Source organism: Methanohalophilus levihalophilus, from assembly GCF_017874375.1.
GTDB classification, from domain to species: Archaea; Halobacteriota; Methanosarcinia; order Methanosarcinales; family Methanosarcinaceae; genus Methanohalophilus; species Methanohalophilus levihalophilus.
The window spans coordinates 463,840-486,808 of the sequence record NZ_JAGGLK010000001.1 but is presented as its reverse complement, the minus strand read 5'-3'; the positions used below and the strand labels follow the sequence as shown (position 1 = coordinate 486,808).

Genomic DNA, 22,969 nt, shown 5'->3' with positions numbered 1-22,969 from the left:
AAGTCCTGCATCATAATGATGGGATTAACTGCTGCGCTTAATTATCTCGGATATTACCTGATCAGGTGTGATATTGCGCCTTTCGGATTCAAAAGTGAGCATAATCCTGTGTCTGAGAACAGGGTAGGCCATTGTGTCAATATCTTCTTTACTGACGTAATTCCTTCCTTTGATAAGGGCACGTGCCTTTGCAGCCAGAATCAGGCCAATTGAAGCCCTTGGGGATGCACCGAATTCAATATGTTCCGACCAGTTACGGGTTGCTACGACCAGTTTTATTGCATATTCCTTGATATCGTCAGCAATTGGAACTTCACGTGTCAGGCGCTGGAGATTAAGGACAGCTTTCTTGTCAAGGACAGTGCGGACTTCCGGAATGTCCACCATTGTGTACCGACGGACAATTTCTTTTTCTTCTTCAATAGCAGGATAATCCACAAGTATTTTCAGGAGAAAACGGTCAAGTTGTGCTTCAGGCAAGGGAAATGTTCCTTCCATTTCTATCGGGTTCTGGGTTGCGAGTACAAAGAAAGGTTTGTCCAGAATGAATGTATCATTTCCGATTGTCACCTGTTTTTCCTGCATGGCTTCAAGAAGAGCTGACTGGGTTTTCGGGGATGCCCTGTTTACCTCATCAGCAAGTACAATATTTGCAAAGATAGGCCCTGCTTCAAACCTGAATTCCTTATGTCCACCTGTTTCCTCAATTATGTGTGTACCTGTAATATCTGCAGGCATAAGGTCGGGTGTACACTGAACACGGCTGAAACTCAAATCCATGGCCTTTGCAATTGTGGAAATCATCAGGGTTTTCCCGAGTCCCGGATTACTTTCTACCAATGCGTGGCCATTGGACAAAATTGCTGCAATTACCTGTTCAACAGTCTCTCGCTGTCCTACTATCACCTTTGAAATTTCAGTGAAAAGGTTGGCAAACGCATCCGATGAGCCTTTGTATGCTTCTGCCATTTCAGTATTTGAACCCTCGGTCATTGTTGTTACTCCTTTGATAATATTATTGTTTTGTAATTTCTTCAAAATATGATTTTATGATATCTTCATACCCTTCAGGCAAATCTTCGTAATAGGCGGATGATGACATCCTGCCAACATCATAGGAAGAAGAGGGTTTGAAATCCGGTGGAAGACTATCATCTTCTCCGGCATCACCAAAACCTTGTTCTGATCCCGGTGGCAACGTTAAATCAACTTCTTCACCCTCAACGATTATCACCGATGGATCACCGATGATTGTTTCCCCTGATGGGCCATTCCCATCATCTAAGGGTGAAGTTTCAGGTGTAATTTCCTCTCCGTTTGGCAAAAAAGGAAGATCTTCAAGTGTTTCCTGAATGTCGGGAGGTGTGATTTCCGACCTGAAATCTGTGAACAGTGCACCACTTGCCAATAAAATGGAAACCAGGAGAAAAACTACAGTTATTTTTAGTTGTTTGCGATCAAGTAGTATCGAATTGGTCACCGTTTCAGTAGATTTTACGACTGATTTTAGCAGGTCTACTGCAATTACATTTGTAAGTTCGCGGTTGTCATAAGCAGTCCTGAGCCTTTCTTTAAGAGGTGGACATTTATCCTCAATTGTTTTTACAATTATTTGTTTGTTTGAGCGACGGCTCCAAAAAAACGTGACTATAGAAGACAAAAGAAAAGAAAAACAAAGCAAGACAATAGTGGTTAATCCGATATCAAATGAACCAACCGGATAACTTGTGTCTGCAAAGGATTCCAGACTGCTGAATACGAAAAAAATTTGATCCATATTGAAGTACAGGAGAAATGAAAACAACAGTAAAGTAAGGGCAATTACGTCTCCAATTAGTAACAGACGCCTATACTTACTGACAGCATGCTGTTTAGACTGGAGAAACTGCTCCAGCTCTGCACTCATTTCCATATGATCCCCTCTGCTTTCTCAGCTCTCAGGCCAGATATTCCCCGTAAGAGCCAAGCATTTTCAAATTTTTAGTTTTCTTACCTATCTGATTAATCGCATCATTGATATTTGCATCGTTAATGGTTCCTTCCAGATCAATATAAAACAAATAATCCCCAAGGGATCTTTTTGATGGTCTTGATTCGATCCTTGTAAGATTGATGTCTCTTGTTGCGAATTCTTTCAGGATTTCATACAATGCACCTGGACGATCACTATCAAGATAAATAATTAGTGATGTTTTAGTGTTATTTGGTACCTTCTGTGGGACTTGCAGACACTTCTTATTTTTCCCGGCAACCATTACAACAAAACGTGTTTCATTCTTATCCCAATCCTGAATACCTGAAAGTAAAACATCAAGCCCATATGTTGATGCTGCCGATTCTGAAGCAATAGCAGCCATTTCATTAAATTCTGTTGCAAGACGTGCAGCATGTGATGTGCTACCCGTAGTCCTCAATTCAGCGTTAGGAAAGTTTTCCCTGAGAAATTGCCTGCATTGCGCAAGAGCATGAGGATGTGATAAAATTACCTGAATATCTTCAACCTTACCCTTTGAAATCAGGCAATGGCTGATTGGAACGACAACACCTCCAATGATACTGACATCTTTTTCCAGCAAAAGATCCAGAGTAACCCCAACCGATCCCTCTATTGAATTTTCAACCGGAACAATCCCGACATCAATGTTTCCTCCATCAAGTGCTGTGAAGACATCCGGGATATCAGCAAAAAAATGGATGTTTTCCCCATCCATGTCACATAAACCAAGCCATACCCTAGTGGCCTTTTCAGAATAAGATTGTTGAGGGCCCAATGTACCAGTATTCATTGTAATTTATACTTATTTGCTATTTAAAATACCTTGTGATTAACTTAACTTTTCAGTATTCTAAAAATCAACACTAGTCCTGTCAAATTAATTAATGCAATTAATGCATATCCAAAATGATCAATCCTTTCTTTCCCAACGATATCCGGCGCAGTATCTTCAAACGAAAAGTGCATTTTCGTATCCTTGCTTAGGGTAAAATCCGTTTCCTCAAGAACCTAGCCTTGAATGTCAAATATTACAAGCCTGTAGCTTGTATCCAGTTCCAGTTTTCTGAAATTATGATTAAATCCTAAATTGCTTGAATACAGGGTTCTTCCTTCATTCAAAACACGTATACTGCTGGTTGTGTCCGTAGTTATTCCGAGTGTTGCATATTCCTTTATGTGAAAACGCTTTCCTTCACAAAAGTGGGGATTTTCAGGAATATCAAGTATACTAAGCATTGTGGGAGCGATATCTTGCTGATCAGCGGGGTATTCTATGATTTGGGGTTTAAGATCAGGAGAATAGATGATTAAAGGAATTCTTTTTACTTCAGCTGTTTCGAAGTAATCTCCGGACTGCACGCCGCCCCTGCTGTCAGGATCAGGAAATGCAATTCCGTGGTCAGAAGTAATGACAAGAATAATACCATTGTCTCTGCAGAGCTCATAAAGAGGAAGGATCATTTTATCCAGATGTTCAATAGTTTGCACATATCCTTCATTTCCCCTGTAATGTCCGGCATTGTCAATAGCTCCTGCATTTAGTGTAAGGATATAGGGAACTTCAGATTTTTCCATTTCCAGAATGACATCTTCTGCACCATCAAAAACAATTTCATTGTATGCATAGTATCTGCTGATGCTACCTTCTTTTTCATTTTCCACAGCTTCAGGAGCAATTTCAGCATGTGTTTCAAGAATGTTCCGAATTCCTGAAAGATGAACTATATCCGGATTATTTGTTTTTACTTCCATACTAACGTCATTAATTGAATTGGTAGTATCATGAAGAACAATGTCCTGTTCCGCAATTATCTCTGGAGAATCTCCTTTTTCCATTATAGCAACTGCAACATATCCACGGTTGTGAAGTACATCATAAATAGTCGTATTCGGGTAGGCAACCATTTTTTCGTCTGCATTCAGATTTCCGGTTATCAATGAGTTGTGTCCTGAATTTCCGGAAAGTGCGATAGTGCTTACATCTAAAAATCTGATACTTTCAGATGAGATAATTGAAAGATTTTTGACGTTGGGTTTTTGCAGGATGCTGTCATCAAGAGCCCTTGGTTGGTATTCAGGGTAAATGTAGGATGCTCCCAAACCATCAACTATCAAGAAAACGATATTATTCGAATTAAGTTCGGTTGGGTTTTCTAAAGCATTTGTTGTACTACTTCCCCATAGTAAGATAAAAATCAAAAAACTAAGTTTAAGCAACTTACCAATTCTTCCAGAAGCTGAACTCATCAACTATAATTAAAAATTAAAATACTAATAATTTGCTTTGTTGCAAAATATAATGATTATGTAGTATCCTTGTAAATCTGTATTCCATCAGCAGAAACTGTAAGAATCCACGGGTCCATGCTGTGAGAGGTCGCACGCATTTTCCTGACTTGAATGTAACGTTTAGTCGAATTGTCTTTTGTACGTATTCCAAGCTCAATTATTCCATCAGCAAGGTAACTCTCCATGCCGACTTTGCCACCAAACGTGTCATGCGTCTCGACTATAACAAATGTTGTGAGGTTTTCCCTGCGTAATGGTTCAAACAGGTGGTACAACTGTTTTCGGAAATCAATTGATTCCACACCCATAAGAGAATAAAGAGCTCCAAGGGAATCAAGTGCGACACAGGAAAGACTCTCTCCCTCCTGTTCCTTATATTTCATGATGTTGGTTCCAATAACATCAAGGAGATCCTCTGAATACTCATCAAATTTTAAACGGTAATCACTGTAATCAGAAATTTGCAGGTTTTCAGACAATTCCATTCCCATGCTTTTCATATTTTTCAGATGGCTGTCTTTGCTTTGCTCCAGGGTTATGTATAGCCCCTTCTCTTCTGTTTCTTCCAGGTATTTTGACAACATAGCAAAAGTAAGGCCGGATTTCAAGCCTCCTGCAACACCTGTAACAAGAACTATGCTCCCTTTTGGAATATCGGAATTAAAAATGTTGTTCAGTCCCTCAACTGTATCAATAAACCTCATTTCAAACCACCTATTTGATCAAGCATTCGCTTTTTCTCACTTTCATCTTCTGCAGGGGTAAAATCACTTGTTTCAGAATATTTTCCAACATCTTCCGGTACTTTCAGATTAGTGAATTTTTCCCTTAATTTGTTAAACCCTTTAGGCTCAACTCTTCCATTTCTCTCAACATAGCCATTATTCAGGAGTTTTGAAAACATTGCCTGCCTTTCAGCTTCATCGTTGAATATACCATATTTTGCTGAATGGATGCCGGCAGGTATCTGGGCATTTGCAAATTGTTCCTTAATATCATGCCTTATGCGCCCCTGCTCCTTTAGTTGCTTAAAAATTAACCACTTATCGTTATCATCATGGTTTTTCGATTCCGGTGACTCAAGGCTGTCAAAATCATATTCAGAAATTGTGATTCCCGGAAACTGATCTTCCACTTTCTTTTTAATGTGGCCATTATTAACAAGTCTCTCAAAAACAAGCCGTATTTCGTTTTCATCTTCAATTGTGTCGTGGCTTGTCAGATCAATATCACTAAAGTCATTTTCCAGAACAGGAATATTAGCAAACTGGCCACTTAGCCTGTCCAATCCACGTGCTTCGATTCTCCCATCCATTCCCAGATACCCGAAATGTTGCAATTTGCTGATACAGCTTCGCACGTTTTTCTGCTCTCTTTCAAGCATTCCGGAAAACATTGAAAAATCGCTGATTTTGGCAAAAGATAAGGCAAGAATCCTGTCATAGATATCCATTTTTCTTGACAGCGCTAAATAAAGAGACAAAATGATTTCCTTTCTCGCAAAAATTTCCATCTGGAGCCCAGAAGCGGTAAACACATCAAGTATAAGGATACCTTCATTTCTGAGATCCAGTGATTCAATTTTCCCGGATGGCAGAAGAGCGGTTAGCTCATCCTCATGAATTACACTTTTGATTATGGTTTTGCCATAATTTAATGTAATACCAACTGCATCCCCATTAAAGGATGATAAGGCTTCGGAATCAATTTCTTCATCTTTCTCTTCCGTCTCTTCTTCCAAAGATGAATTTATTTCTTCCTGAACGGCGCCAATGTCCTTGAAATTATTAAAATTTTTAATACCCTCTTCAGTTAGCAAATTATCTTCGCCAAGCATTCCAAGTGATCGTAAATCCACAAGGGCTTCATTTAAGCTGGTTACGTTACCTCTGAATATCGATAAGAGATATTTTTGATCTGTAATTCCACCAGCAATCAGTGAGACCAATTGGAGATATCCTTCTTTCATTAATGGATCATTGTTTGAAGGTGGGTATCCAAGTTTTTGCTCAAGGAATGTCTTTATTTTGAGGATATCCTCTGCACTCCCGGCAAATACAATTGTGGATATAAGATAAGTGGAACCAAATGTTGTTTTCTTACTATAGTCAACAGCAAACTCTGAAGGTTGTCCTGTTGCACTGCGTGCTTTTGAAATAAAGGATTCAGGCAAGTCTCTTCCAATTATTCCTATTGCCTGAAGGGGAATAGGTTCCCATCCATTATCGGTTTTAAACCATATCCCATTGTCTTCAAAATTTACGCGACCTTTTTGCCATTGAAGGTCGTCACTATTCATAACAGTAAGTAGTTGTGGAAGGTCCAATATGTATGAGACTTCGACTTCCATTTAACGTAATCCTCTTGTGTATAATTGTATATCTATGACTATATTAGAGTTAGCTTTCAATACTGCTATGTTCATGTGGTACTTTTTTCATCCATCTTTTAAACAGGTGATACTCTTTCCTGTCAAAAGCCTCCGGATCTACCTGTACGATGAGCTTAGATGAAGATGCCATAACGGTATCATTTATCTGTTCCATTAACTTAATTACTGATTTTACATCGTTTTCAAGTATAAGATATTCGAGCCCGTCAATGAAAACAATTCCTTTTTCAGCCTTCGAAATAAAATTGTTAATGGTAGGATGTAGCTTAAATATTTCATTCGGATCAATCGTAGGAACATTCGGTATTTTGTTTTGTGTGAGCCATACAAGTGGTGTAAATTCCAATGAATATTCTTCACGTATCTTTGAAGGATTTATACGTGTGATACATAAGCCTTCAAATCCGGATTTAACATGGTTTGCAAAAAGTTCATAACCAGAATTGAAATCCCCGTTATCCATTGCAAAAATAAAACCGTTTGGGAGTTCAAGCAGCTTTTTTCCTGAACCAGTACTCAAAGTTTCCTTATGTGGAGTTATGAAAAGCCCTCTTAGGGCTGAAATATCCTGTAATGTTACAATAAGTCCCGTTTCCATATGATTTTCTTCTATAACGGATGTGGAAACATTCATCGAAATTGGACTTCCACTTTTTTTGAGGAAATTGACAGGAAAATGAATCCTATCTTCAAATTTGATTCTTTCACCCTGCTCCATGATTTGAGACAGGGGATGATTGATCAGTTCATATTCCTCATAATCTAGAAGCCGAAGTGCACTTCTGTTTATCAAAGTAATATTCTGTTCTAAATCAAGTGAAAGAATAGCAATTGGTGATGTTTCAAGCAACTGGTTTAAGTGAGTAAGGTATTTTTTTGTGGTTTTTCCTTCCTCAATAATGATATCCTGCTGCCTTTTAATTCTCAAAAGGGATTTTACCCTGATTTTAAGTTCAAACATATCAACAGGTTTTGTGAGAAATTCATCGGCACCTGCTTCAATTCCCTTCTGAAGATTTTCATGTTTTTCAAGAGCAGTAACCAGAACTATTGGGATCAGCTTTGTTTTTTCAGATCTCTTGAATTGCTTGCATACTTCAAAACCATTCATTTCAGGCATCAACACGTCAAGAAGAATCAAATCTGGATCTTCGTGTACTTTTTCAAATGCATCAGTTCCACTTCTTGCAAAGATTAGATCGTAATCAAGCGACAGGTATGCTTCCATTAATTCCAGATTTGCTTTTTCATCATCTACAACAAGAATTTTAGGCCGTGTTTCTACCATACAACATCCCCGGGTAAGCTACATAATAGCTCAATAAACTCTTTCGCGAAAGTTTACTCCAATATTTTTCTGAGAAACCAGATCACATTATTATTATTATGATGTAATCATTTGAACTATAAAAGTCTTGTTATAAGCGAGAAGTGAATTTTCCGGTAACCGCTATTGTTGCAAAGAGAATTAGGGCAGTAACAGTAAAAACAAATTCAAATCCAGGGTAAACAATAAACAATCCCGCAATTACCGGTACTATCGCAAGTCCTGCATAGCTACAGGTACTGTATACTCCCATGATAATTCCCCGTTCATTACTCAAATACGACAGGATTGTGGGTAGCCCCACCATCGCAAATCCAGATCCTAGGCCAAGCAGGATAAATCCTGAAAAAGGCATCGAAATTGCAAGGAAGGTGCCTATTGCTGCAACAATCAGTCCGATACGCACAAGATCTAAATTCTTAAGAGGTAAATATGGTGATACAATAGAAGAAATCATGGTTGCAACATACGTAACTCCAATTGCAAATCCCAAATCATTTTTTGAAAGGAAATGCATACTATATTCAGGATAAAGAGCAAGGAGCACACCATTGGCACCAAGAAGTGCGAAATTTGCTATCCATATGTAAATGAAGGGCCCTCTTATCATTAAGTTAAAAGAAGAATGAACTTTATCCCGTAATTCCACTCTAATGTCCTTCTTTATGGATGCAGCCATTTGATCCCCTTTATAAAAATTCAATGCTGCGACTCCAAACGGGATTATGGATAATATTGTAAAGAAAGCAATTCCGTATTTGAAATTTATTGAAGCCAGTGTACCGGCGATAATAACTCCGCTTGCCAGACCGGCATTCAAAAGGAAATAAAATTCCCCTATATACTGCTTTCTTTTCTTGTAAGTTGCAAGAACTGCAAAAGCAGAAGGGAAAAAAGCACCGCATGCAGTACCTTCTAAAAGACGTGCAAAAATCAACAATACTATATTATCGGCAAGAAAAAGCAAAAATCCCGAAGTAACTGTTAAAACCATGGATACAAGAAGTAACTTTTTGTGGCCGAGTCTTTCAGATAAGATGCCAAAAGGGAGCATCGTAATAAGCGCACCAAAAAAATAAGCTGAAAACAGGAGGGTAGACACAAATGCCCCGGAGTTATGCTGACTGAGATCAGCAAATTCCGGCAGTACGGGAATAACGGCATCAGACAGGCCCATTATTACAAAAATTGAAAGATATATGAGTAACCTGTCGCGATCCATTTTTAACACCTGTTGAGAGCAAAAGCCTTCCTCAAAAGGTTTGGTTCATTAATAACTATTACTCTAGCATACTGAAAGTGAACTCACAGATTTTCATGGGGTAAAAACAAAAAAGCTTACGCTCAGAAGCATTCAAGGGGAAAAGAAAATGAGTAATAAAAAGTGATTATTGACGAACAATGCGATATTGACGTCTGAAAGAATTGTTCTTTAAGACAGAAACAAATCCTTTGTTATCTTTAAGGATATAGTCTCCGGCTTTTCCCTGAATTGTTCCTGAAGGGGTTGCGACACTGAAATCTGCCAGCATCTGTAATGCATGTCCAGCATGAGTGTTGGGATGCTCTGAGCTATTGATTATACTTCTTTCCATACCACAGCCTCCTAGAGCTATCATTATAATATGCATTATTGATGTATAAAGCTGACTGATCTTTTTGAACGTATATTAATTTCTTTATAGCTACAATTTTAAGTATGGAGCGTTTAATCATAAAATATGAGCATTACCCTGATTGGAATGGCCGGTGTGGGAAAAAGTACATTAGGGCGTATTATTGCTAAAAATCTGGGACTTGAGTTTATTGATGTGGATGAACTCATTAAGAAGAAAACCGGCTCTCAATTGCAGGCCTTCATTGAAACACACGGCGATGATGGGCTCATGAAAACAGAGGAGGAAGTAATATTATCCCTGAAACCCGGTGAAAACTATCTTATTTCTACCGGAGGAAGTGCAATCTATTCTGAAAAAGCAATGTCTTACCTTAAGGAGTGGTCTACAATCGTACTTCTTGAAGACTCATTTTCCCACATTTCAAGTCGCATTAGAAATCCAAACAAAAGAGGCCTTGTAGGATTAAAGGATCAAACGCTTAAAGAACTCTTTTTGGAAAGACGCGAGCTCTATCGAAAATATGCTGACATAACTGTTGATCTCAGGGGTTTTTCCAGGAAAGGTGATGCCGTTAATGGCATTCTTACCTGTCTTACAAACAAAAAAGATCTGCTGGTAAGGCACAAACCATAATATAAGCGTCAGTTTGTGAGTGCCTGGATTGGAGCAGGAATCCGCCCACCCTTTTTGACAAATTCTTCTGAACTGAAGTCATGAATGCTCATGACCGGCGCAGTTCCAAGCAAACCACCAAATTCAACACTATCTCCAACTGTTTTTCCGGGTGCAGGAATTATCCGAACTGCGGTGGTTTTATGATTTATCATCCCAATTGCCATCTCATCAGCTATAATTGCGGAAATAGTTGAAGCCGGAGTATCTCCCGGCACGGCCACCATATCCAAACCAACGGAGCAAACCGAGGTCATGGCTTCAAGCTTGGCAAGATCAAGAGAACCTCTCTCAACAGCTGCTATCATCCCGGCATCTTCGCTTACCGGAATAAAGGCACCACTCAAACCACCTACATAAGAAGATGCCATAGATCCTCCTTTCTTAACTGCATCATTTAGCAAAGCAAGTGCTGCAGTTGTCCCATGGGTTCCGCAGCTTTCAAGCCCCATTGCTTCAAGAATTGCAGCGACACTATCTCCCACTTCCGGCGTGGGGGCAAGAGAAAGATCTACAACTCCGAATTCCACTCCAAGCCTTCTTGAAGCTTCCCTGCCAGCCATTTCACCCATACGCGTAATCTTGAATGCAGTTTTCTTTATGGTTTCTGCAATTTCACCAAGATCAGGATCTTTAAGCTCCCTTACAGCTGCATTAACGACTCCAGGACCGCTTACACCCACATTTATGACACAATCCGGTTCACCGATCCCATGAAAAGCTCCTGCCATGAAAGGGTTATCTTCAGGAGCGTTGGCAAAAATTACAAGTTTGGCACATCCGATTCCACCCCTGTCGGCAGTTAGCTGTGCTGCTTCCTTGATAGTCTTGCCCATCAATGCAACAGCATCCATATTTATTCCTGCCCTGGTAGTTGCTACATTTACAGAAGAGCAGACTTTTTCCGTATTTGCCAGGGCTTCCGGAATTGCAGAGATTAATGTTTTTTCCCCCGGAGTCATGCCTTTGTGTACCAGAGCACTGAATCCCCCAAGGAAGTCGATACCTACTTCTGCTGCGGCAGAATCAAGTGTCTGGGCAATGGAAATGAAATCTTCTTTGTTGAACTTAGCTGCAATGGATGCAATAGGGGTCACAGAAACACGTTTGTTTATAATAGGAATGCCATACAAGCTTTCAACGTCCTCGGCAGTGGAAACGAGATCATGAGCATATTCTACAATTTTGTTGTGTATATTCCGATTAAACTGTGAGATTTCAGGATGGACACAATCCCGAAGGTTAATTCCCATTGTTACTGTCCTGATATCCAGATTCTCAGTTTTCACCATCTGGATTGTTTCCATGATTTCTTCAGGGTGTACAAGCATGGCAAGCCTCCGATTAGATCCTGTGCATGAACCTGAATGCATCTTCATTCTGAACCCGAATATCAACACCAAGTTCTTCGCCTGTTTTTTGCATGGCCGTCTGGAATCCTTTTAAGTCAAAGTTTTCTTCCCTGGCTTCGGCCAGCATTATCATGGTAAAAAGATCCTCCATAATTGTCTGGCTGATATCCACGATATTAACGCTGTGTTCTGCCATTATTCCGGTTACTTTTGCTACAATACCTACTTTGTCGATACCTATGACAGTAATAATGAATCGTGTGGATGCCATGAAAATTCTCCAGATTATCAGCAAATGTTATGGACAATAAAAAGGATTCTTTGTTTAAGATAGTTGTTATATGGTGGCGAATTAAATGAGTAAATCTTCAATAATAGAAGGACAGGAAGCTCCGGAATTCTGTCTTCCGGACCAGGATGGAGACCAGGTTTGCCTGAATGATTTCAATGGTAAATGGGTTGTTTTGTATTTTTATCCCAAAGACAATACGCAGGGATGCACACTTGAAGCAATGGCATTCACAGGCCTTGAAAACAAATTCAAGGAAAGGAACGCAGTAATCTTAGGAGTAAGCAAGGACAGCACTGCTTCACACCAGCGCTTCCGCGAAAAGAAAGAACTCACCATTACATTACTTTCGGATGAGAAAGTCGAAGTTAACAAACTCTATGATGTCTGGCAGCTAAAAAAGATGGCCGGAAAAGAGTACATGGGAACCGTGAGGACAACTTTCCTTATTGATCCAGATGGCAAGGTAGCAAATGTATGGAACAAAGTGAGAGCAAAGGGTCATGCAGAAGATGTTCTTGAGACTTTAATTGATGTGTCAGGTAATTAATGCCTGACTTTATACTTTTCTATACAAAATTATATTATTGTGAAGTTTCGATTTTTGTCGAGTGCAAACAATCGAAATTTATGGAGATAATGGCATTAGAAAATACTATCCCCATGAGTTTATAATCCATGAACTACAACCTTTTAATAACTAAATTTTGTTTCCCTTATATGTGGTAGAATTTAGGGAAACATGGAGGTTGAAGTATGAGCGAAATATTAGAAACTGCCAGACAGTTTTACGAAGCATGTGAAACCGGAAAGGGCTGGGAGGGTTGCAAGAAATATTGCCATCCAGATGCAGCATTCTCAGCCCAGACCGCAGTGCTTGAGGGAATAGACACAGTTGAAGGCTATACTAATTGGATGAAAGATTTGCTGACACCATTACCAGACGGCCATTATGAACTGCTCTTCTTTGCGGAGGATGAAGAACGAAACAGCGTTGCGGCATGTGCCATATTCCATGGAACACAAACAGGTCCCGGAGGTCCTGTACCACCAACCGGAAGAGCTGCTGCAGCAGATTATACCTATTTAATGAAATTTGAAGGGAATTTAATCAAACATATGACTAAAATATGGAACGATACAATTACCCTTCAACAAATCGGCTGGGCCTAAATCTTAACTGAATTGTTTACGAAGGATGTGGAGAGCTACTTCTCCTCTCCTATAATGAATTTAGAGGCTTTAGCATTCAGATGTTGGACTAAACTATAACCAAATTTGCTTGATTTTCAAGCAAATTAAATTTTTAACAACTGTTATATACCATCCAATGCACCCTTATTTTACACAAACATCTGAGGTGCAATTGTATGGCATGCTGGGAATATGAAATCAAGGAAATACGAACTGAGAACTGGGAAGAAACAAAAGAGGATCTGAATTCCATGGGTCTTGATGGCTGGGAACTGGTCAAGTTTGCCACCCCAATTGATTCCATGGGCGTAGCAAGCGCTTTTTTTAAAAGACCAGTGGATAAAGCCAACTTTTAAGATTCACTCAATTTCATTAAGGTCTTTGCAAATGCAGAATTTGCACAAGGCCATTTCTATTTCACTTTGCTTTTCTTTAGCCGGGCAGTAATATCCATTATCCCGGAAAATGATTTTCAATCCCCCAGGAAACTGCATGCCCCGAGGGTGAATTGGCTTGTTTCCAATGAAGATCAGATACAGGGCTACAGTCCGGAGAAAGTTCGTAAACATTACTTCATCATGTTTTGCGTTGGCAGCTAACTTATCAATACATGCATTGGTTTCTTTTAGTTTATCCCGATCAAGACTCACTTTTGAGTCGGAGATTTCAGCATCCTTTATCTCATGCAATGTTCGATAAAGATACTCAAATAGGTCTACTGAATAGGTTTTTTGATATTTTTCAGGCAGATGCTTAACATTGTCAATCATGTAGGCCCTTATTTTTATAATATCAAACATGCTAAAGCGAGAAGCCTGATGTTTCAACCCCTTAAGAAGAGTCTCGTTATCGGCAGCACCATAAAGCCCCTCATCCTCACTTTTGCTCATAAATATCCGGCTTTTTCGAAATATTGTTGGTGATACTCTTCAGCAGGGAAAAAATCCGATGCCGAAACAATTTCAGTCACTATTTTGGATCCATGTTTCCCGGATTGCAATAAAGTATCTCTTGATTCAATAGCCTCTTTTTCCTGTAATGCGTCATGATAGAATATGACAGATCTGTACTGACTGCCAATATCAGGTCCCTGTCGATTGGAAGTTGTCGGGTCGTGAATGCTCCAAAACACGTCCAATAATTGTTTATAACTCACTTTTTCAGGGTCAAAAACAATCCTTATAGATTCAGCATGGCCTGTTTTTCCTGTACTTACATCCTGATACGAAGGATTTTGCGTGCTTCCGCCAGTGTATCCAACTGTTGTTGAGACAACGCCTTCAACCTTACGAAATGCGGATTCTACACCCCAAAAACATCCTGCAGCAAAAGTTGCAATCTGATATTTTGATCCTGAAAGATCTGGTTCTGACATAAAAATAACCCCAATATCATATGTTGTAGCACCTTATATATTCATTTTCTTGACCATCGTCTTTATATAACATGTTCGCCTAAATACGAACTACTTGTGTTTTCTTTTTTTATTACTGGGTTCATCAGGAGAGTGTGGTAAAAATGGAAATAGATAAAAACGATCGCAAGGACGATGATAAACAAGATTCGTTCAATGGACTTGACGAATTTATTAGCTTTATCCTTGAGAAAATAAATTCCGAAATATCTGAAGATCAGCCATTTGTGTATGGATTTTCTGTAATCCAGAATGGTGGCGAAAAACCCTCAGTTTTTGGAATAAAAGTATTACCATCAGAGCCGGAAGACAAAAAGGATATGTTTGTTGACGGCCTTCACCCACTTGTAGACATTGTCGAATGCGATGACGAAGTTTATGTTACTATCGACACCCGACAAAATGAAGGAAATGTCTCCTTTGAATCGGATCCTGAAACAGTCTTTGTTGAAATTGATCTTCCGGATGAAATATATTCAGAAACAATCGAACTTCCATGTTCTGTAGAACCCTCAAGTGCAGTTTCAACATGCAATAATGGCGTTCTTGACATCCGTTACTCACGTCTTGCCGTAGAGTAACGGTTTATTTATATTTGAAGATGTGATTAATTAATAATGATTGTAATTGAATGGCATATGTAATATATGTTATACTAGTGATTATTAATTAGCTATGTTATGGAGCATATTTCTTACATTTTATTGAAAAAATATAATAATTATGTCCGCATAATAATATGACGTATACATCATAATGCATATATCCCATCACGATGTTTTCGCGAGAGATAAAAGCCTACTTAGAATTAGATATTTATAAAAATAGATAACTTTGTGTACTCATTTTGTAAAAATAATTTGCGAAGTGGTTTTTATGTGCCTATTTTTATATACACAGATATTGGCCGCAGCCCCTACACTACACATATCAAAAATTCCGCATAACACATAGGTACACATATGAATAAATTTTATTAAATTTAAAATTTTCTTAATGATATTTGACCCTAGGTTAGATGAAGACACCCGGGGATAAAGCACCAAATACAAGTATTACACATACTATGTGATCCAAAATCCAATTTTTGTGCAATATTTGCTTTTCCAGTATTTTTCTGCACTAAATGTGGGGGTGCTAGGTGACATACACCCCATTCACATAAACTATGGAATAGATATATTAAGAAAAACATAGGTTGAGTTCAAGAATATTTGAAATAGACTATAGTATGTAGGAATAGAGAACTTTCATTTTATTTTCGGATTTTGGCTTTACTCGAAAAAGTGCCGCGACTAACAGACTAAAATTTGTTGTTTTGTGAAGGTCGAGTTTACTCGGATTTTGATGAGTTGAGTGAAGTCAACTTTTGGTCAGTTTACTCACTTGGCCGAAGTCAACTAACTTATTAAAAAAAGTCACTTTCTAAAGGAAAATAGCTATTTTATTTGGCTATGCGAATATATGTATTTTTGTTCCTGAGAATGTACACTATTCATTCTAAAAAATAATATATAAAAATAAATCCATATAATTATAACATACTGATATAAATTGAATTATTTAATAACTAGTCTTGAAAGTTGTCGAGAAGCAAAATAGATTAAATGACTAATACAACACGTAATTCTTTGATAGTTGCCTTTAAACTCACTATTATTTATTATGTAATTTATTTATAGTACATTTACAAACGGAAAGCGCATAATAAAAAATATATATTATATAAAGTACTTGAGATAGTGAATAATTAATAATATACTTTAATGAAGAGGACAGCAATCAACTGACATAAGTGTTGACTTGCCAAGAATCAAACATCTATCAATATGCCAAAAACATCTGCAAAACGAGAGTATTTTTTCCGGGCATTATAAAGATATTGACGAACATATTTTTCCCCTCTTGCCCTTGAAAACATGGCCTCCACCTCCCTTGGGGAAAAAATAGTCTTTAAAGCGTTTTCGGGTATTGCTTCTAATAATTGCAATCCGGAGAGCTCATCCAGATCAGTAGGTTTTTGATCCTGATCAACAACCTTCGTAGTCCTGGACAGATCCACTTCTTTATACCAACTCCAATCAGAATCATAAATAGAAAGCAATAGTCTATTGCATGACGTACATCTGGCAGCAATTGCATTGAATGGCGTTACCTCATGAAAACTGAGAGTTTCAAGCTCATTTCCACATCTAATGCAATTACCAATGTCACCAATCTCGCAGGTTTCAGGTTTATAGCGATCATTGGCAATCCAGAGAATGTTTTCTTCAGGATTGTATTCCATATTTTCTCCTAAAGGCACCCCTAAATTTTCCTGCATTACATCATGATTACTTTACAAACATATAAATAGGTTAATGGTCAAGTAACTATTAACTACATAGCGAGGGGCAATTCTATGGACACGTCAATGACATCAATAAGATCCAAGATAAAAGCGCGCCTTAAGAAATTTGTTGAACTTGACGTTAGTGGGTTGCGTAGACACGTTTTATCTCTTATTTTGAATTTAAAGCAGTCCACAGTTGATGAACTCCACGGAGCCATCAGCAAAGAATTTGAAGTTTCACGCAGTGCAGTGGCCTCCATGGTAGGTTACATACACTCAAGACTTGGAATTCTTCGCTCCCATAAGGAATCCTACAAGACTCCAATCGTATATTCCCTTAAGGAAGAATATATCGATTTAATTCAAAATGTATTGGCATCAAAAGAGCCGGTTTCTGCCTGAGATTTTCTCATGGTTGCTGTAAAAGATGCTCCGCGTACCTCTACCACCATAGTTGTACGCTCAGATGCTGCTTCACGAATAACCCGTTCCAGAGATCCCTATTATAGCCTTATGAGGCGTATTTTTCAGGAAGATGCTACTGCTACAAGAGGTCAAAAGTTTCTTGATTTGATTGAGGAAAGACAGCACAGTGGCAACCCGCTGAAGATAAGTGAATGGCAAGTCGTAATGGACGAGCTTGACGTCGGTCGCTCCTCTTTTTATGCAATGAGGAATAAACTGTTAGGTGCCGGCCTTATCACGAATAAAAAAGGCGAGTACCACTTATCCAGCCAATTTAGCAAGGATCTCATAGATATGGCCAATTGGTGGCTCACTGCAGTCCTGAATCAGGGCTCAGAAGAAGACTAATTGGCGATAATTTTATATAGAAATTATTCAATGTAGAGTACACTTCATTGCAGCCCGGTAGTGTAGTGGTCAATCATGCAGGACTCTGGATCCCGCAACCTCGGTTCGAATCCGTGCCGGGCTACCTTTTTCTTAATTGCCATAATTTTAGTCATTGATGAATGATTAGATTGACTTCAGTTTTTGAGGCTTAAATTTCTTTATGAATAAATTGAAAAAAAGCAGATATTGTCATCTATAATTATGACTAAATTTGATTTGACATTTTATACACATAGATTATTTTAAATTATATTCATTATAATGAATACATAATGAAACTACATATTATGTTTCTAAAAATAAGTGAAAGTATTTGAGTTTGTAAAGCCCATAGAAAAGATCCATGTGCAAAGTGAGGCAAAGTTTAAACTTCGCCTTTACTCTTTGGGAGTTAGATAGTAAATTAAAGGAATCCAAATAATAAGCGTTCCGATAACAATTACGAAAAAATTTAGTTCAGGACTTGCAACGTATTCATCTATACTTGGATTTATCTTCAAATATTCATACAACCAATAAGAGCAATAAAACATAATAGTTACAAGAGCTCCCGCCATCAAAATGAGACCATTATTTTTCTTTTTGTCCATAAATTGCACCTGTTACGAAATCAATTTCCACCATAAATGTAAATAGATAAATTCATTTTCCTTGGCATATAGAAATTAAATGTCGGAAGAATATACATAGATTTCCCGAATGAACTATTATGCTAAAGAAATTTTCTCTTGCTAAAAATAACAAAAACATTATTAATGGCATGATTTCATAATATATTTGAGATTAATCGAACTAAGTTCTGTGAACGTGGTTAAAATGGTGGTGGGGAACCCTAAAGAAAAAGGAATATTTCCGGATATAAAGTCACTATCCTTTCTTTCTTCATTTAGTAAAAGTGCATTTGTACAGAATAACCTGACTTCGGGGAAAGATAATGAAGAAAACATAATTTGTGCTGTTAATTCATTTTATACCCTAGTAAACAAATTTTTAGAACATAATGGCGAAATTGATGCTTTTTTACCAGATCTTGCCTCTGGAATAATAGCTGTTTTTCCGGAAAGCCACAGTATTGTTGCAAAAATAGAATATGAAGACAGCGAATATCTTTCCGGCGATACCACCAATTTACTATTGTTTTTTGATTATAGCGTGTTTTTCCAAAGTGGCGAAAAACTATATGTCCAGCTTTTCAGCAAAAAGCCTGATCTACCAACTTCTTTTAATGTAAATTTGTTGGAATCGTTCTTAAATCATCTGGAAGATTTAAACCCACCCAAAAGGAATCAGATGGATTACCATTTGCATATACAGGATGCAATGAAAATTGGAAACTTCTGCTGGTGGGAACTCAAACTCCCGGAATGGGAAATTTGTTGCGATGAATCCCTGGAAAGGTTGTTGGGAATAAAAGATGAAATTCGCTTTTCAACCAACCCAATGCCTTACGAGCTCTACATAAATCAGATTCATCCAGATGACAGGGAATTTCTTACAACGGCCATTGAAAACTGTATTAAAAAAGAGTAGGACGTATTCCAACTCGACTATAGGATAACATTAGAAAATGGTGAAATAAAATGGCATTCCATCAAAGGAAAAGTTGTTGAGTTCGATAACAACGGTTCCTTATCCAAAATTAAAGGAGTAGTAGAAGACATAACAAAAAGAAAAGAATCTGAACAACTCCTTTCTGAAACATTAATCAGAGAACATGCAGCAAATAAAGCGAAGAGTGAGTTTATTGCTGAAATGAGCCATGAGCTTCGCACGCCTCTGAATTCAGTAATCGGTTTTTCCCAGATACTTGATGATGAAAAGTTTGGTTCTCTTAATGATCAGCAACATAAGTATATTAAAAATATTTCAAGAAGTGGAAAACACCTTCTTGCCCTGGTCAATGATCTCCTGGATATTTCCAAAATAAGTGCTGGTAAGCTTAAACTTGACCTGATTCCTGTCAATATTAACGATGTTTTCTCAGAGGCCAACCAACTGATTTATCCTCTTGCAACTGAGAAAAAACTTGATGTCAAGATCAACTTCGATAATTCCCTGCCATTTGTTCTAGCAGATAAGAAAAAACTCAGACAGGTGTTATACAACCTCCTTAGCAATGCAGTAAAATTCACAAATACTGGAGGATATATTGAAATAAGAGCAAGAGCCCTGAATAGTCTCCTCCGGATATCAGTTTCAGATAATGGCATAGGAATCCCCGAAGAAGAACAAAAAAGGATTTTTGAGCCCTTTGAGCAGGCAGGAGTGCCTTCTTCCACCAAAGCGGAAGGAACGGGATTAGGCCTTACCCTTGTTAAAAATCTGATAGAAATGCATGGAGGAAACATATCTGTACAAAGTGAGCCTGGCAGAGGCAGCACATTTAGCTTTACAATTCCAATTTCCAAATAAGGAATAGGGTTTGCTTGATTGCTGAAAGGGCAGATTTTTTCATCCCACTCCCACTTTTCAAAATGGAAGGGCTTAAGTATTTATTGTTTTATGTTCGTTAACCGTTGATATCTGGAAGCGTATTCCCGGAAATTCACATTATTTGATCAGACTATCAATTATCTGGAGGCTTACATGCTAGAAGTGAAAGATCTGACTGTTGAAGTAGGAGGCAGAATACTTCTCAACGGTTTAAATCTAAAAGTCGAGAAAGGATACACCAATGTTCTTTTTGGCCCGAATGGAGCGGGCAAATCTGCATTTCTCAGAACCCTGATGGGATTTAGTGGCTACAACATAATAAAGGGTCAGATTTTGTTCAATGGTGAAGATATTACACATCTTTCAGTTGATGAGAGAGCTAAACGCGGACTTGGAATAATGACCCAGAGACCACCGAATATGACTGGAGTCAAGCTCAAGGATCTCGTGAAAGTGGTAGCAAAAGAGAAAATAAACGTCGAGGAAACCGCAGAATCCCTGGATATGCTCAGGTTTATGGAAAGGGATGTCAATGTCGGATTTTCCGGTGGAGAGATTAAGCGTTCCGAATTGCTCCAGCTGGCTGCACAAAAACCATGTTTTTTCCTGCTTGATGAGCCGGAATCGGGCGTCGATCTCATGAGCATCGAGATTGTTGGTAAGACCATCAATGAGCTGATACATGGGGATTGTAGATGTGCCGGGGACCGAATTGAACACGGAAACTCCGCATTAATAATCACACATACCGGTCAAATTATGGATTATATTGAAGCAGACCACGCATATATACTCTGCAACGGTACAATAATGTGTTCAGGAAACCCAAGGGAATTGCTCCACGACATTAAAGAAACAGGTTATGAAGGGTGTATCAAATGCAAGCTGAAGAATCTCTAAGGAAAAGAGCGGAAGCAGCCCTCCGCAAGGACGCTGCATTTGGGGAAAACTTTGAACTTGATGAGTACGAGATAGCTCCGTCAAATCTGGATTATGTTGAAGACCTAAAAGATCTGGATGAACAGACACAAAGAACTTTGCTTAATGCGGGAGTTGTCCCAAGCGGAGAGGGTCGTATCGGCAGTCTGGTCATGGTTGATAATACCATTACCCACAATTCCGTTACTGATGAAAATATTGAATTGATGCCACTTCATTTTGCCCAGCAAAAACATGAATGGCTCAAAGACTACCTATGGAATCTTGTGCAGGTGGATGCGGATAAATATACTGCACTGAGTTATCTCGAAAATGCCAACGGATACTTCATCCGGGCGCCAAAGGGAATCCATACGCAAATGCCAATCCAAACCTGTCTTATGATGGGCTCACATGACGTTTCCCAGACAGTACATAATGTTGTAATTGTCGAAGAAAATGCCCGTTTGGATGTTATCACCGGATGCACGACCGGTGCTGATGTTGAGAAAGGTCTTCACCTTGGCATATCCGAAATGTATGTCAAAAAGGGCGGAACCCTGAATTTTACTATGATTCATAACTGGGCAGAGCAAATTGGTGTCAGGCCACGCACTGTTATCCATCTTGAGGAAGGCGCCACTTTCATAAACAACTATGTGTCACTCAAAGCTGTCAAATCAATCCAGAGCTACCCTACAGCACGTCTTACCGGAGAAGGAGCTTTTGCACGCTTTAACACAATAGCAGTGGCACATCCAGGATCTGAACTGGACCTTGGGAGCCGTGTGATTTTTGACGCTCCAAATACGAAGGCTGAGCTGATTTCAAGGACAATAACCACAGGTGGCATAATAACTGCAAGAGGTGAAATGATTGGGAATGCCCCACAATCCAAAGGTCATCTTGAATGCCATGGGCTTGTCCTGAGTAATGAAGGCACACAACGTGCAATTCCAATTCTTGAAGCAAATGTGGATGACATCGAATTATCCCACGAGGCAGCAGTAGGACGTATTGCCCGAGAACAGGTGGAATACCTCATGGCACGTGGCCTTACCGAAGAAGAAGCGGTCGGAATGATAGTGCGTGGATTCCTTGATGTGGGAATCAGTGGTATTCCTGATGAGCTTCAGAGAGACATAGATAACACAATTGCCCAGATTGGGAAAAATGCAATGTGATGCCTGATTGCATCACATTATCCTTTTTAGTCACTTTCTTTTTTTGCTTCTTCAATAAGCTGGTTGAGATTAATTGGAATAGGATTTTCCTTTAGAAGCTTTGCGAAAAATGCTGTGTTGTGCACCATATATCTCACAGTCTTGTTTGTGTAGAGATGGCGTTCACCACCTGCTTCGAGATAGCTGGGACCGGGGCCGGCAGGACCAACCCAGTATGAATCTACGTTCGGAGGTATTGTGCACCCTAAATGAGTGAGATTAAAAAGTGTATGAGCTGCCACGTTATGTGCACCATCTTCATTGCCTGTAACCAATACACCGCCTACCTTCCCATAAAGTGGGAATTGACCGGTTTCAGGATTACTCTCTTCGTATGTGCCGTCAAGCCTTTCTATTACAAGTTGAGCAACAGCAGATCTTACTCCAAACCATATTGGAGAAGCAATAATTAGAATATCACAGGTTTTTATCTTTTCCAGAATAACAGGCCACTCGTCATCAGGACCTTCATTGGAGGAAACGCCGAACATTACATTATGATCAACAACACGGACGATTTCACTTTCAATGTCCAATTCCCCGTAAAGGGATACAGCTTTGTCAATCAATGCTCTTGTGTTCGATACTTGAGGCGAGCGTTTCAGTGTGCAGTTGAGAAAAAGAACTTTAAGTGGCATATATGAAGGTTCTATTTACTGGCTTA

The 22,969-nt window shown here is 38.9% G+C and carries 26 protein-coding genes and 1 tRNA gene; 12 read left to right on the top strand and 15 right to left on the bottom strand.

Annotated features, from left to right (window positions below; genetic code table 11):
* Positions 1 to 24: 24 nt before the first annotated feature.
* The 9 genes from J2755_RS02555 to J2755_RS02515 form a co-directional block, all read right to left on the bottom strand.
* Positions 25 to 993 carry an AAA family ATPase gene (locus J2755_RS02555; RefSeq protein ID WP_209679231.1) on the bottom strand — a complete coding sequence of 323 codons (969 nt, stop codon included), beginning with the start codon at positions 991 to 993 and terminating at the stop codon, positions 25 to 27.
* A gap of 22 nt (positions 994 to 1,015) precedes the next feature.
* Positions 1,016 to 1,912 carry a DUF7502 family protein gene (locus J2755_RS02550; RefSeq protein WP_209679229.1) on the bottom strand — a complete coding sequence of 299 codons (897 nt, stop codon included), beginning with the start codon at positions 1,910 to 1,912 and terminating at the stop codon, positions 1,016 to 1,018.
* 25 nt (positions 1,913 to 1,937) lie between these two features.
* Positions 1,938 to 2,786, bottom strand: a complete 849-nt coding sequence (pheA, locus tag J2755_RS02545; RefSeq protein WP_209679226.1) for a prephenate dehydratase — start codon at positions 2,784 to 2,786, stop codon at positions 1,938 to 1,940.
* A 218-nt stretch (positions 2,787 to 3,004) separates the two neighbouring features.
* Positions 3,005 to 4,243 (bottom strand): sulfatase-like hydrolase/transferase, encoded by a 1,239-nt coding sequence (locus J2755_RS02540; protein ID WP_209679223.1) that lies wholly within the window; start codon positions 4,241 to 4,243, stop codon positions 3,005 to 3,007.
* Positions 4,244 to 4,299: 56 nt separating this feature from the next.
* Positions 4,300 to 4,989: an RAD55 family ATPase gene (locus J2755_RS02535; protein WP_209679220.1), complete on the bottom strand. Its 690-nt coding sequence runs from the start codon at positions 4,987 to 4,989 to the stop codon at positions 4,300 to 4,302.
* Complete coding sequence (locus J2755_RS02530; RefSeq protein WP_209679217.1) at positions 4,986 to 6,635, bottom strand: hypothetical protein; 1,650 nt, start codon at positions 6,633 to 6,635, stop codon at positions 4,986 to 4,988. Before J2755_RS02530 ends, J2755_RS02535 begins: the two co-directional genes overlap by 4 nt.
* Positions 6,636 to 6,684: 49 nt before the next feature.
* Complete coding sequence (locus tag J2755_RS02525; RefSeq protein ID WP_209679214.1) at positions 6,685 to 7,965, bottom strand: DUF835 domain-containing protein; 1,281 nt, start codon at positions 7,963 to 7,965, stop codon at positions 6,685 to 6,687.
* Between the two features lie 130 nt (positions 7,966 to 8,095).
* Positions 8,096 to 9,226 carry an MFS transporter gene (locus J2755_RS02520; protein ID WP_209679212.1) on the bottom strand — a complete coding sequence of 377 codons (1,131 nt, stop codon included), beginning with the start codon at positions 9,224 to 9,226 and terminating at the stop codon, positions 8,096 to 8,098.
* Between the two features lie 166 nt (positions 9,227 to 9,392).
* Positions 9,393 to 9,599 carry a hypothetical protein gene (locus J2755_RS02515; RefSeq protein WP_209679208.1) on the bottom strand — a complete coding sequence of 69 codons (207 nt, stop codon included), beginning with the start codon at positions 9,597 to 9,599 and terminating at the stop codon, positions 9,393 to 9,395.
* A 126-nt stretch (positions 9,600 to 9,725) separates the two neighbouring features.
* Between J2755_RS02515 and J2755_RS02510 the strand changes: the two genes are divergently transcribed.
* Positions 9,726 to 10,256, top strand: coding sequence for a shikimate kinase (locus J2755_RS02510; protein ID WP_209679205.1), 531 nt, complete (start codon positions 9,726 to 9,728; stop codon positions 10,254 to 10,256).
* Between the two features lie 8 nt (positions 10,257 to 10,264).
* Here the strand turns inward: J2755_RS02510 and J2755_RS02505 are convergent, their stop codons facing one another.
* Together J2755_RS02505 and J2755_RS02500 are read right to left on the bottom strand one after the other, a co-directional pair.
* The gene (locus tag J2755_RS02505) at positions 10,265 to 11,626 is read right to left on the bottom strand and encodes a PFL family protein (protein ID WP_209679866.1); all 1,362 of its coding nucleotides are present in this window, start codon (positions 11,624 to 11,626) and stop codon (positions 10,265 to 10,267) included.
* Positions 11,627 to 11,639: 13 nt separating this feature from the next.
* Positions 11,640 to 11,918, bottom strand: a complete 279-nt coding sequence (locus tag J2755_RS02500; protein ID WP_209679202.1) for an ACT domain-containing protein — start codon at positions 11,916 to 11,918, stop codon at positions 11,640 to 11,642.
* Positions 11,919 to 12,003: 85 nt separating this feature from the next.
* Between J2755_RS02500 and bcp the strand changes: the two genes are divergently transcribed.
* The 3 genes from bcp (at position 12,004) to J2755_RS02485 (ending at position 13,486) form a co-directional block, all read left to right on the top strand.
* On the top strand, positions 12,004 to 12,486 hold the full coding sequence (bcp, locus tag J2755_RS02495; protein ID WP_209679199.1) for a thioredoxin-dependent thiol peroxidase: 483 nt from the start codon (positions 12,004 to 12,006) through the stop codon (positions 12,484 to 12,486).
* Positions 12,487 to 12,692: 206 nt separating this feature from the next.
* Positions 12,693 to 13,109: a nuclear transport factor 2 family protein gene (locus tag J2755_RS02490; RefSeq protein ID WP_209679197.1), complete on the top strand. Its 417-nt coding sequence runs from the start codon at positions 12,693 to 12,695 to the stop codon at positions 13,107 to 13,109.
* 197 nt (positions 13,110 to 13,306) lie between these two features.
* Entirely contained in the window at positions 13,307 to 13,486 is a 180-nt protein-coding gene (locus J2755_RS02485) for a hypothetical protein (RefSeq protein ID WP_209679194.1), read from the top strand.
* 3 nt (positions 13,487 to 13,489) lie between these two features.
* Here the strand turns inward: J2755_RS02485 and J2755_RS02480 are convergent, their stop codons facing one another.
* Together J2755_RS02480 and msrA are read right to left on the bottom strand one after the other, a co-directional pair.
* On the bottom strand, positions 13,490 to 14,020 hold the full coding sequence (locus J2755_RS02480; protein ID WP_209679192.1) for a DUF2115 domain-containing protein: 531 nt from the start codon (positions 14,018 to 14,020) through the stop codon (positions 13,490 to 13,492).
* The gene (gene msrA / locus J2755_RS02475; RefSeq protein ID WP_209679189.1) at positions 14,017 to 14,505 is read right to left on the bottom strand and encodes a peptide-methionine (S)-S-oxide reductase MsrA; all 489 of its coding nucleotides are present in this window, start codon (positions 14,503 to 14,505) and stop codon (positions 14,017 to 14,019) included. The genes J2755_RS02480 and msrA overlap by 4 nt, the downstream gene beginning before the upstream one ends.
* 143 nt (positions 14,506 to 14,648) lie before the next feature.
* On the opposite strand from msrA, the gene J2755_RS02470 reads away from it, so the two are divergent.
* Entirely contained in the window at positions 14,649 to 15,125 is a 477-nt protein-coding gene (locus J2755_RS02470; protein ID WP_209679186.1) for a hypothetical protein, read from the top strand.
* A 1,232-nt stretch (positions 15,126 to 16,357) separates the two neighbouring features.
* On the opposite strand, the gene J2755_RS02465 is transcribed toward J2755_RS02470, so the two are convergent.
* Complete coding sequence (locus J2755_RS02465) at positions 16,358 to 16,831, bottom strand: hypothetical protein (RefSeq protein ID WP_209679184.1); 474 nt, start codon at positions 16,829 to 16,831, stop codon at positions 16,358 to 16,360.
* Between the two features lie 126 nt (positions 16,832 to 16,957).
* On the opposite strand from J2755_RS02465, the gene J2755_RS02460 reads away from it, so the two are divergent.
* From J2755_RS02460 to J2755_RS02430, 7 genes are all read left to right on the top strand, one after another.
* Positions 16,958 to 17,278, top strand: a complete 321-nt coding sequence (locus tag J2755_RS02460) for a DUF2551 domain-containing protein (protein WP_209679864.1) — start codon at positions 16,958 to 16,960, stop codon at positions 17,276 to 17,278.
* Between the two features lie 9 nt (positions 17,279 to 17,287).
* On the top strand, positions 17,288 to 17,689 hold the full coding sequence (locus tag J2755_RS02455; RefSeq protein WP_209679182.1) for a hypothetical protein: 402 nt from the start codon (positions 17,288 to 17,290) through the stop codon (positions 17,687 to 17,689).
* 51 nt (positions 17,690 to 17,740) lie between these two features.
* A tRNA-Gln gene (locus J2755_RS02450) sits at positions 17,741 to 17,813 on the top strand.
* A 695-nt stretch (positions 17,814 to 18,508) separates the two neighbouring features.
* Positions 18,509 to 19,261: a hypothetical protein gene (locus J2755_RS02445; RefSeq protein ID WP_209679180.1), complete on the top strand. Its 753-nt coding sequence runs from the start codon at positions 18,509 to 18,511 to the stop codon at positions 19,259 to 19,261.
* 24 nt (positions 19,262 to 19,285) lie between these two features.
* Entirely contained in the window at positions 19,286 to 20,143 is an 858-nt protein-coding gene (locus tag J2755_RS11510) for a sensor histidine kinase (RefSeq protein ID WP_342591049.1), read from the top strand.
* 174 nt (positions 20,144 to 20,317) lie between these two features.
* Complete coding sequence (locus J2755_RS02435) at positions 20,318 to 21,064, top strand: ABC transporter ATP-binding protein (RefSeq protein ID WP_209679176.1); 747 nt, start codon at positions 20,318 to 20,320, stop codon at positions 21,062 to 21,064.
* Positions 21,043 to 22,266: a SufB/SufD family protein gene (locus J2755_RS02430; protein WP_209679173.1), complete on the top strand. Its 1,224-nt coding sequence runs from the start codon at positions 21,043 to 21,045 to the stop codon at positions 22,264 to 22,266. The genes J2755_RS02435 and J2755_RS02430 overlap by 22 nt, the downstream gene beginning before the upstream one ends.
* 26 nt (positions 22,267 to 22,292) lie before the next feature.
* On the opposite strand, the gene J2755_RS02425 is transcribed toward J2755_RS02430, so the two are convergent.
* Positions 22,293 to 22,943: a flavodoxin family protein gene (locus J2755_RS02425; protein ID WP_209679169.1), complete on the bottom strand. Its 651-nt coding sequence runs from the start codon at positions 22,941 to 22,943 to the stop codon at positions 22,293 to 22,295.
* Between the last annotated feature and the right edge of the window lie 26 nt (positions 22,944 to 22,969).

Coding starts and splice junctions, on each gene's coding strand:
- J2755_RS02500 (WP_209679202.1), bottom strand. CDS start 11,918: ATGGCATCCACACGATTCATTATTACTGTCATAGGTATCGACAAAGTA.
- J2755_RS02455 (WP_209679182.1), top strand. CDS start 17,288: ATGGTTGCTGTAAAAGATGCTCCGCGTACCTCTACCACCATAGTTGTA.
- J2755_RS02520 (WP_209679212.1), bottom strand. CDS start 9,226: ATGGATCGCGACAGGTTACTCATATATCTTTCAATTTTTGTAATAATG.
- pheA (WP_209679226.1), bottom strand. CDS start 2,786: ATGAATACTGGTACATTGGGCCCTCAACAATCTTATTCTGAAAAGGCC.
- J2755_RS02435 (WP_209679176.1), top strand. CDS start 20,318: ATGCTAGAAGTGAAAGATCTGACTGTTGAAGTAGGAGGCAGAATACTT.
- J2755_RS02535 (WP_209679220.1), bottom strand. CDS start 4,989: ATGAGGTTTATTGATACAGTTGAGGGACTGAACAACATTTTTAATTCC.
- J2755_RS02490 (WP_209679197.1), top strand. CDS start 12,693: ATGAGCGAAATATTAGAAACTGCCAGACAGTTTTACGAAGCATGTGAA.
- J2755_RS02465 (WP_209679184.1), bottom strand. CDS start 16,831: ATGGAATACAATCCTGAAGAAAACATTCTCTGGATTGCCAATGATCGC.
- bcp (WP_209679199.1), top strand. CDS start 12,004: ATGAGTAAATCTTCAATAATAGAAGGACAGGAAGCTCCGGAATTCTGT.
- J2755_RS02540 (WP_209679223.1), bottom strand. CDS start 4,243: ATGAGTTCAGCTTCTGGAAGAATTGGTAAGTTGCTTAAACTTAGTTTT.
- J2755_RS02460 (WP_209679864.1), top strand. CDS start 16,958: ATGACATCAATAAGATCCAAGATAAAAGCGCGCCTTAAGAAATTTGTT.
- J2755_RS02470 (WP_209679186.1), top strand. CDS start 14,649: ATGGAAATAGATAAAAACGATCGCAAGGACGATGATAAACAAGATTCG.
- J2755_RS02505 (WP_209679866.1), bottom strand. CDS start 11,626: ATGCTTGTACACCCTGAAGAAATCATGGAAACAATCCAGATGGTGAAA.
- J2755_RS02530 (WP_209679217.1), bottom strand. CDS start 6,635: ATGGAAGTCGAAGTCTCATACATATTGGACCTTCCACAACTACTTACT.
- J2755_RS02550 (WP_209679229.1), bottom strand. CDS start 1,912: ATGGAAATGAGTGCAGAGCTGGAGCAGTTTCTCCAGTCTAAACAGCAT.
- J2755_RS02430 (WP_209679173.1), top strand. CDS start 21,043: ATGCAAGCTGAAGAATCTCTAAGGAAAAGAGCGGAAGCAGCCCTCCGC.
- J2755_RS02485 (WP_209679194.1), top strand. CDS start 13,307: ATGGCATGCTGGGAATATGAAATCAAGGAAATACGAACTGAGAACTGG.
- J2755_RS02425 (WP_209679169.1), bottom strand. CDS start 22,943: ATGCCACTTAAAGTTCTTTTTCTCAACTGCACACTGAAACGCTCGCCT.
- J2755_RS02555 (WP_209679231.1), bottom strand. CDS start 993: ATGACCGAGGGTTCAAATACTGAAATGGCAGAAGCATACAAAGGCTCA.
- J2755_RS02510 (WP_209679205.1), top strand. CDS start 9,726: ATGAGCATTACCCTGATTGGAATGGCCGGTGTGGGAAAAAGTACATTA.
- J2755_RS02480 (WP_209679192.1), bottom strand. CDS start 14,020: ATGAGCAAAAGTGAGGATGAGGGGCTTTATGGTGCTGCCGATAACGAG.
- J2755_RS02515 (WP_209679208.1), bottom strand. CDS start 9,599: ATGGAAAGAAGTATAATCAATAGCTCAGAGCATCCCAACACTCATGCT.
- msrA (WP_209679189.1), bottom strand. CDS start 14,505: ATGTCAGAACCAGATCTTTCAGGATCAAAATATCAGATTGCAACTTTT.
- J2755_RS02525 (WP_209679214.1), bottom strand. CDS start 7,965: ATGGTAGAAACACGGCCTAAAATTCTTGTTGTAGATGATGAAAAAGCA.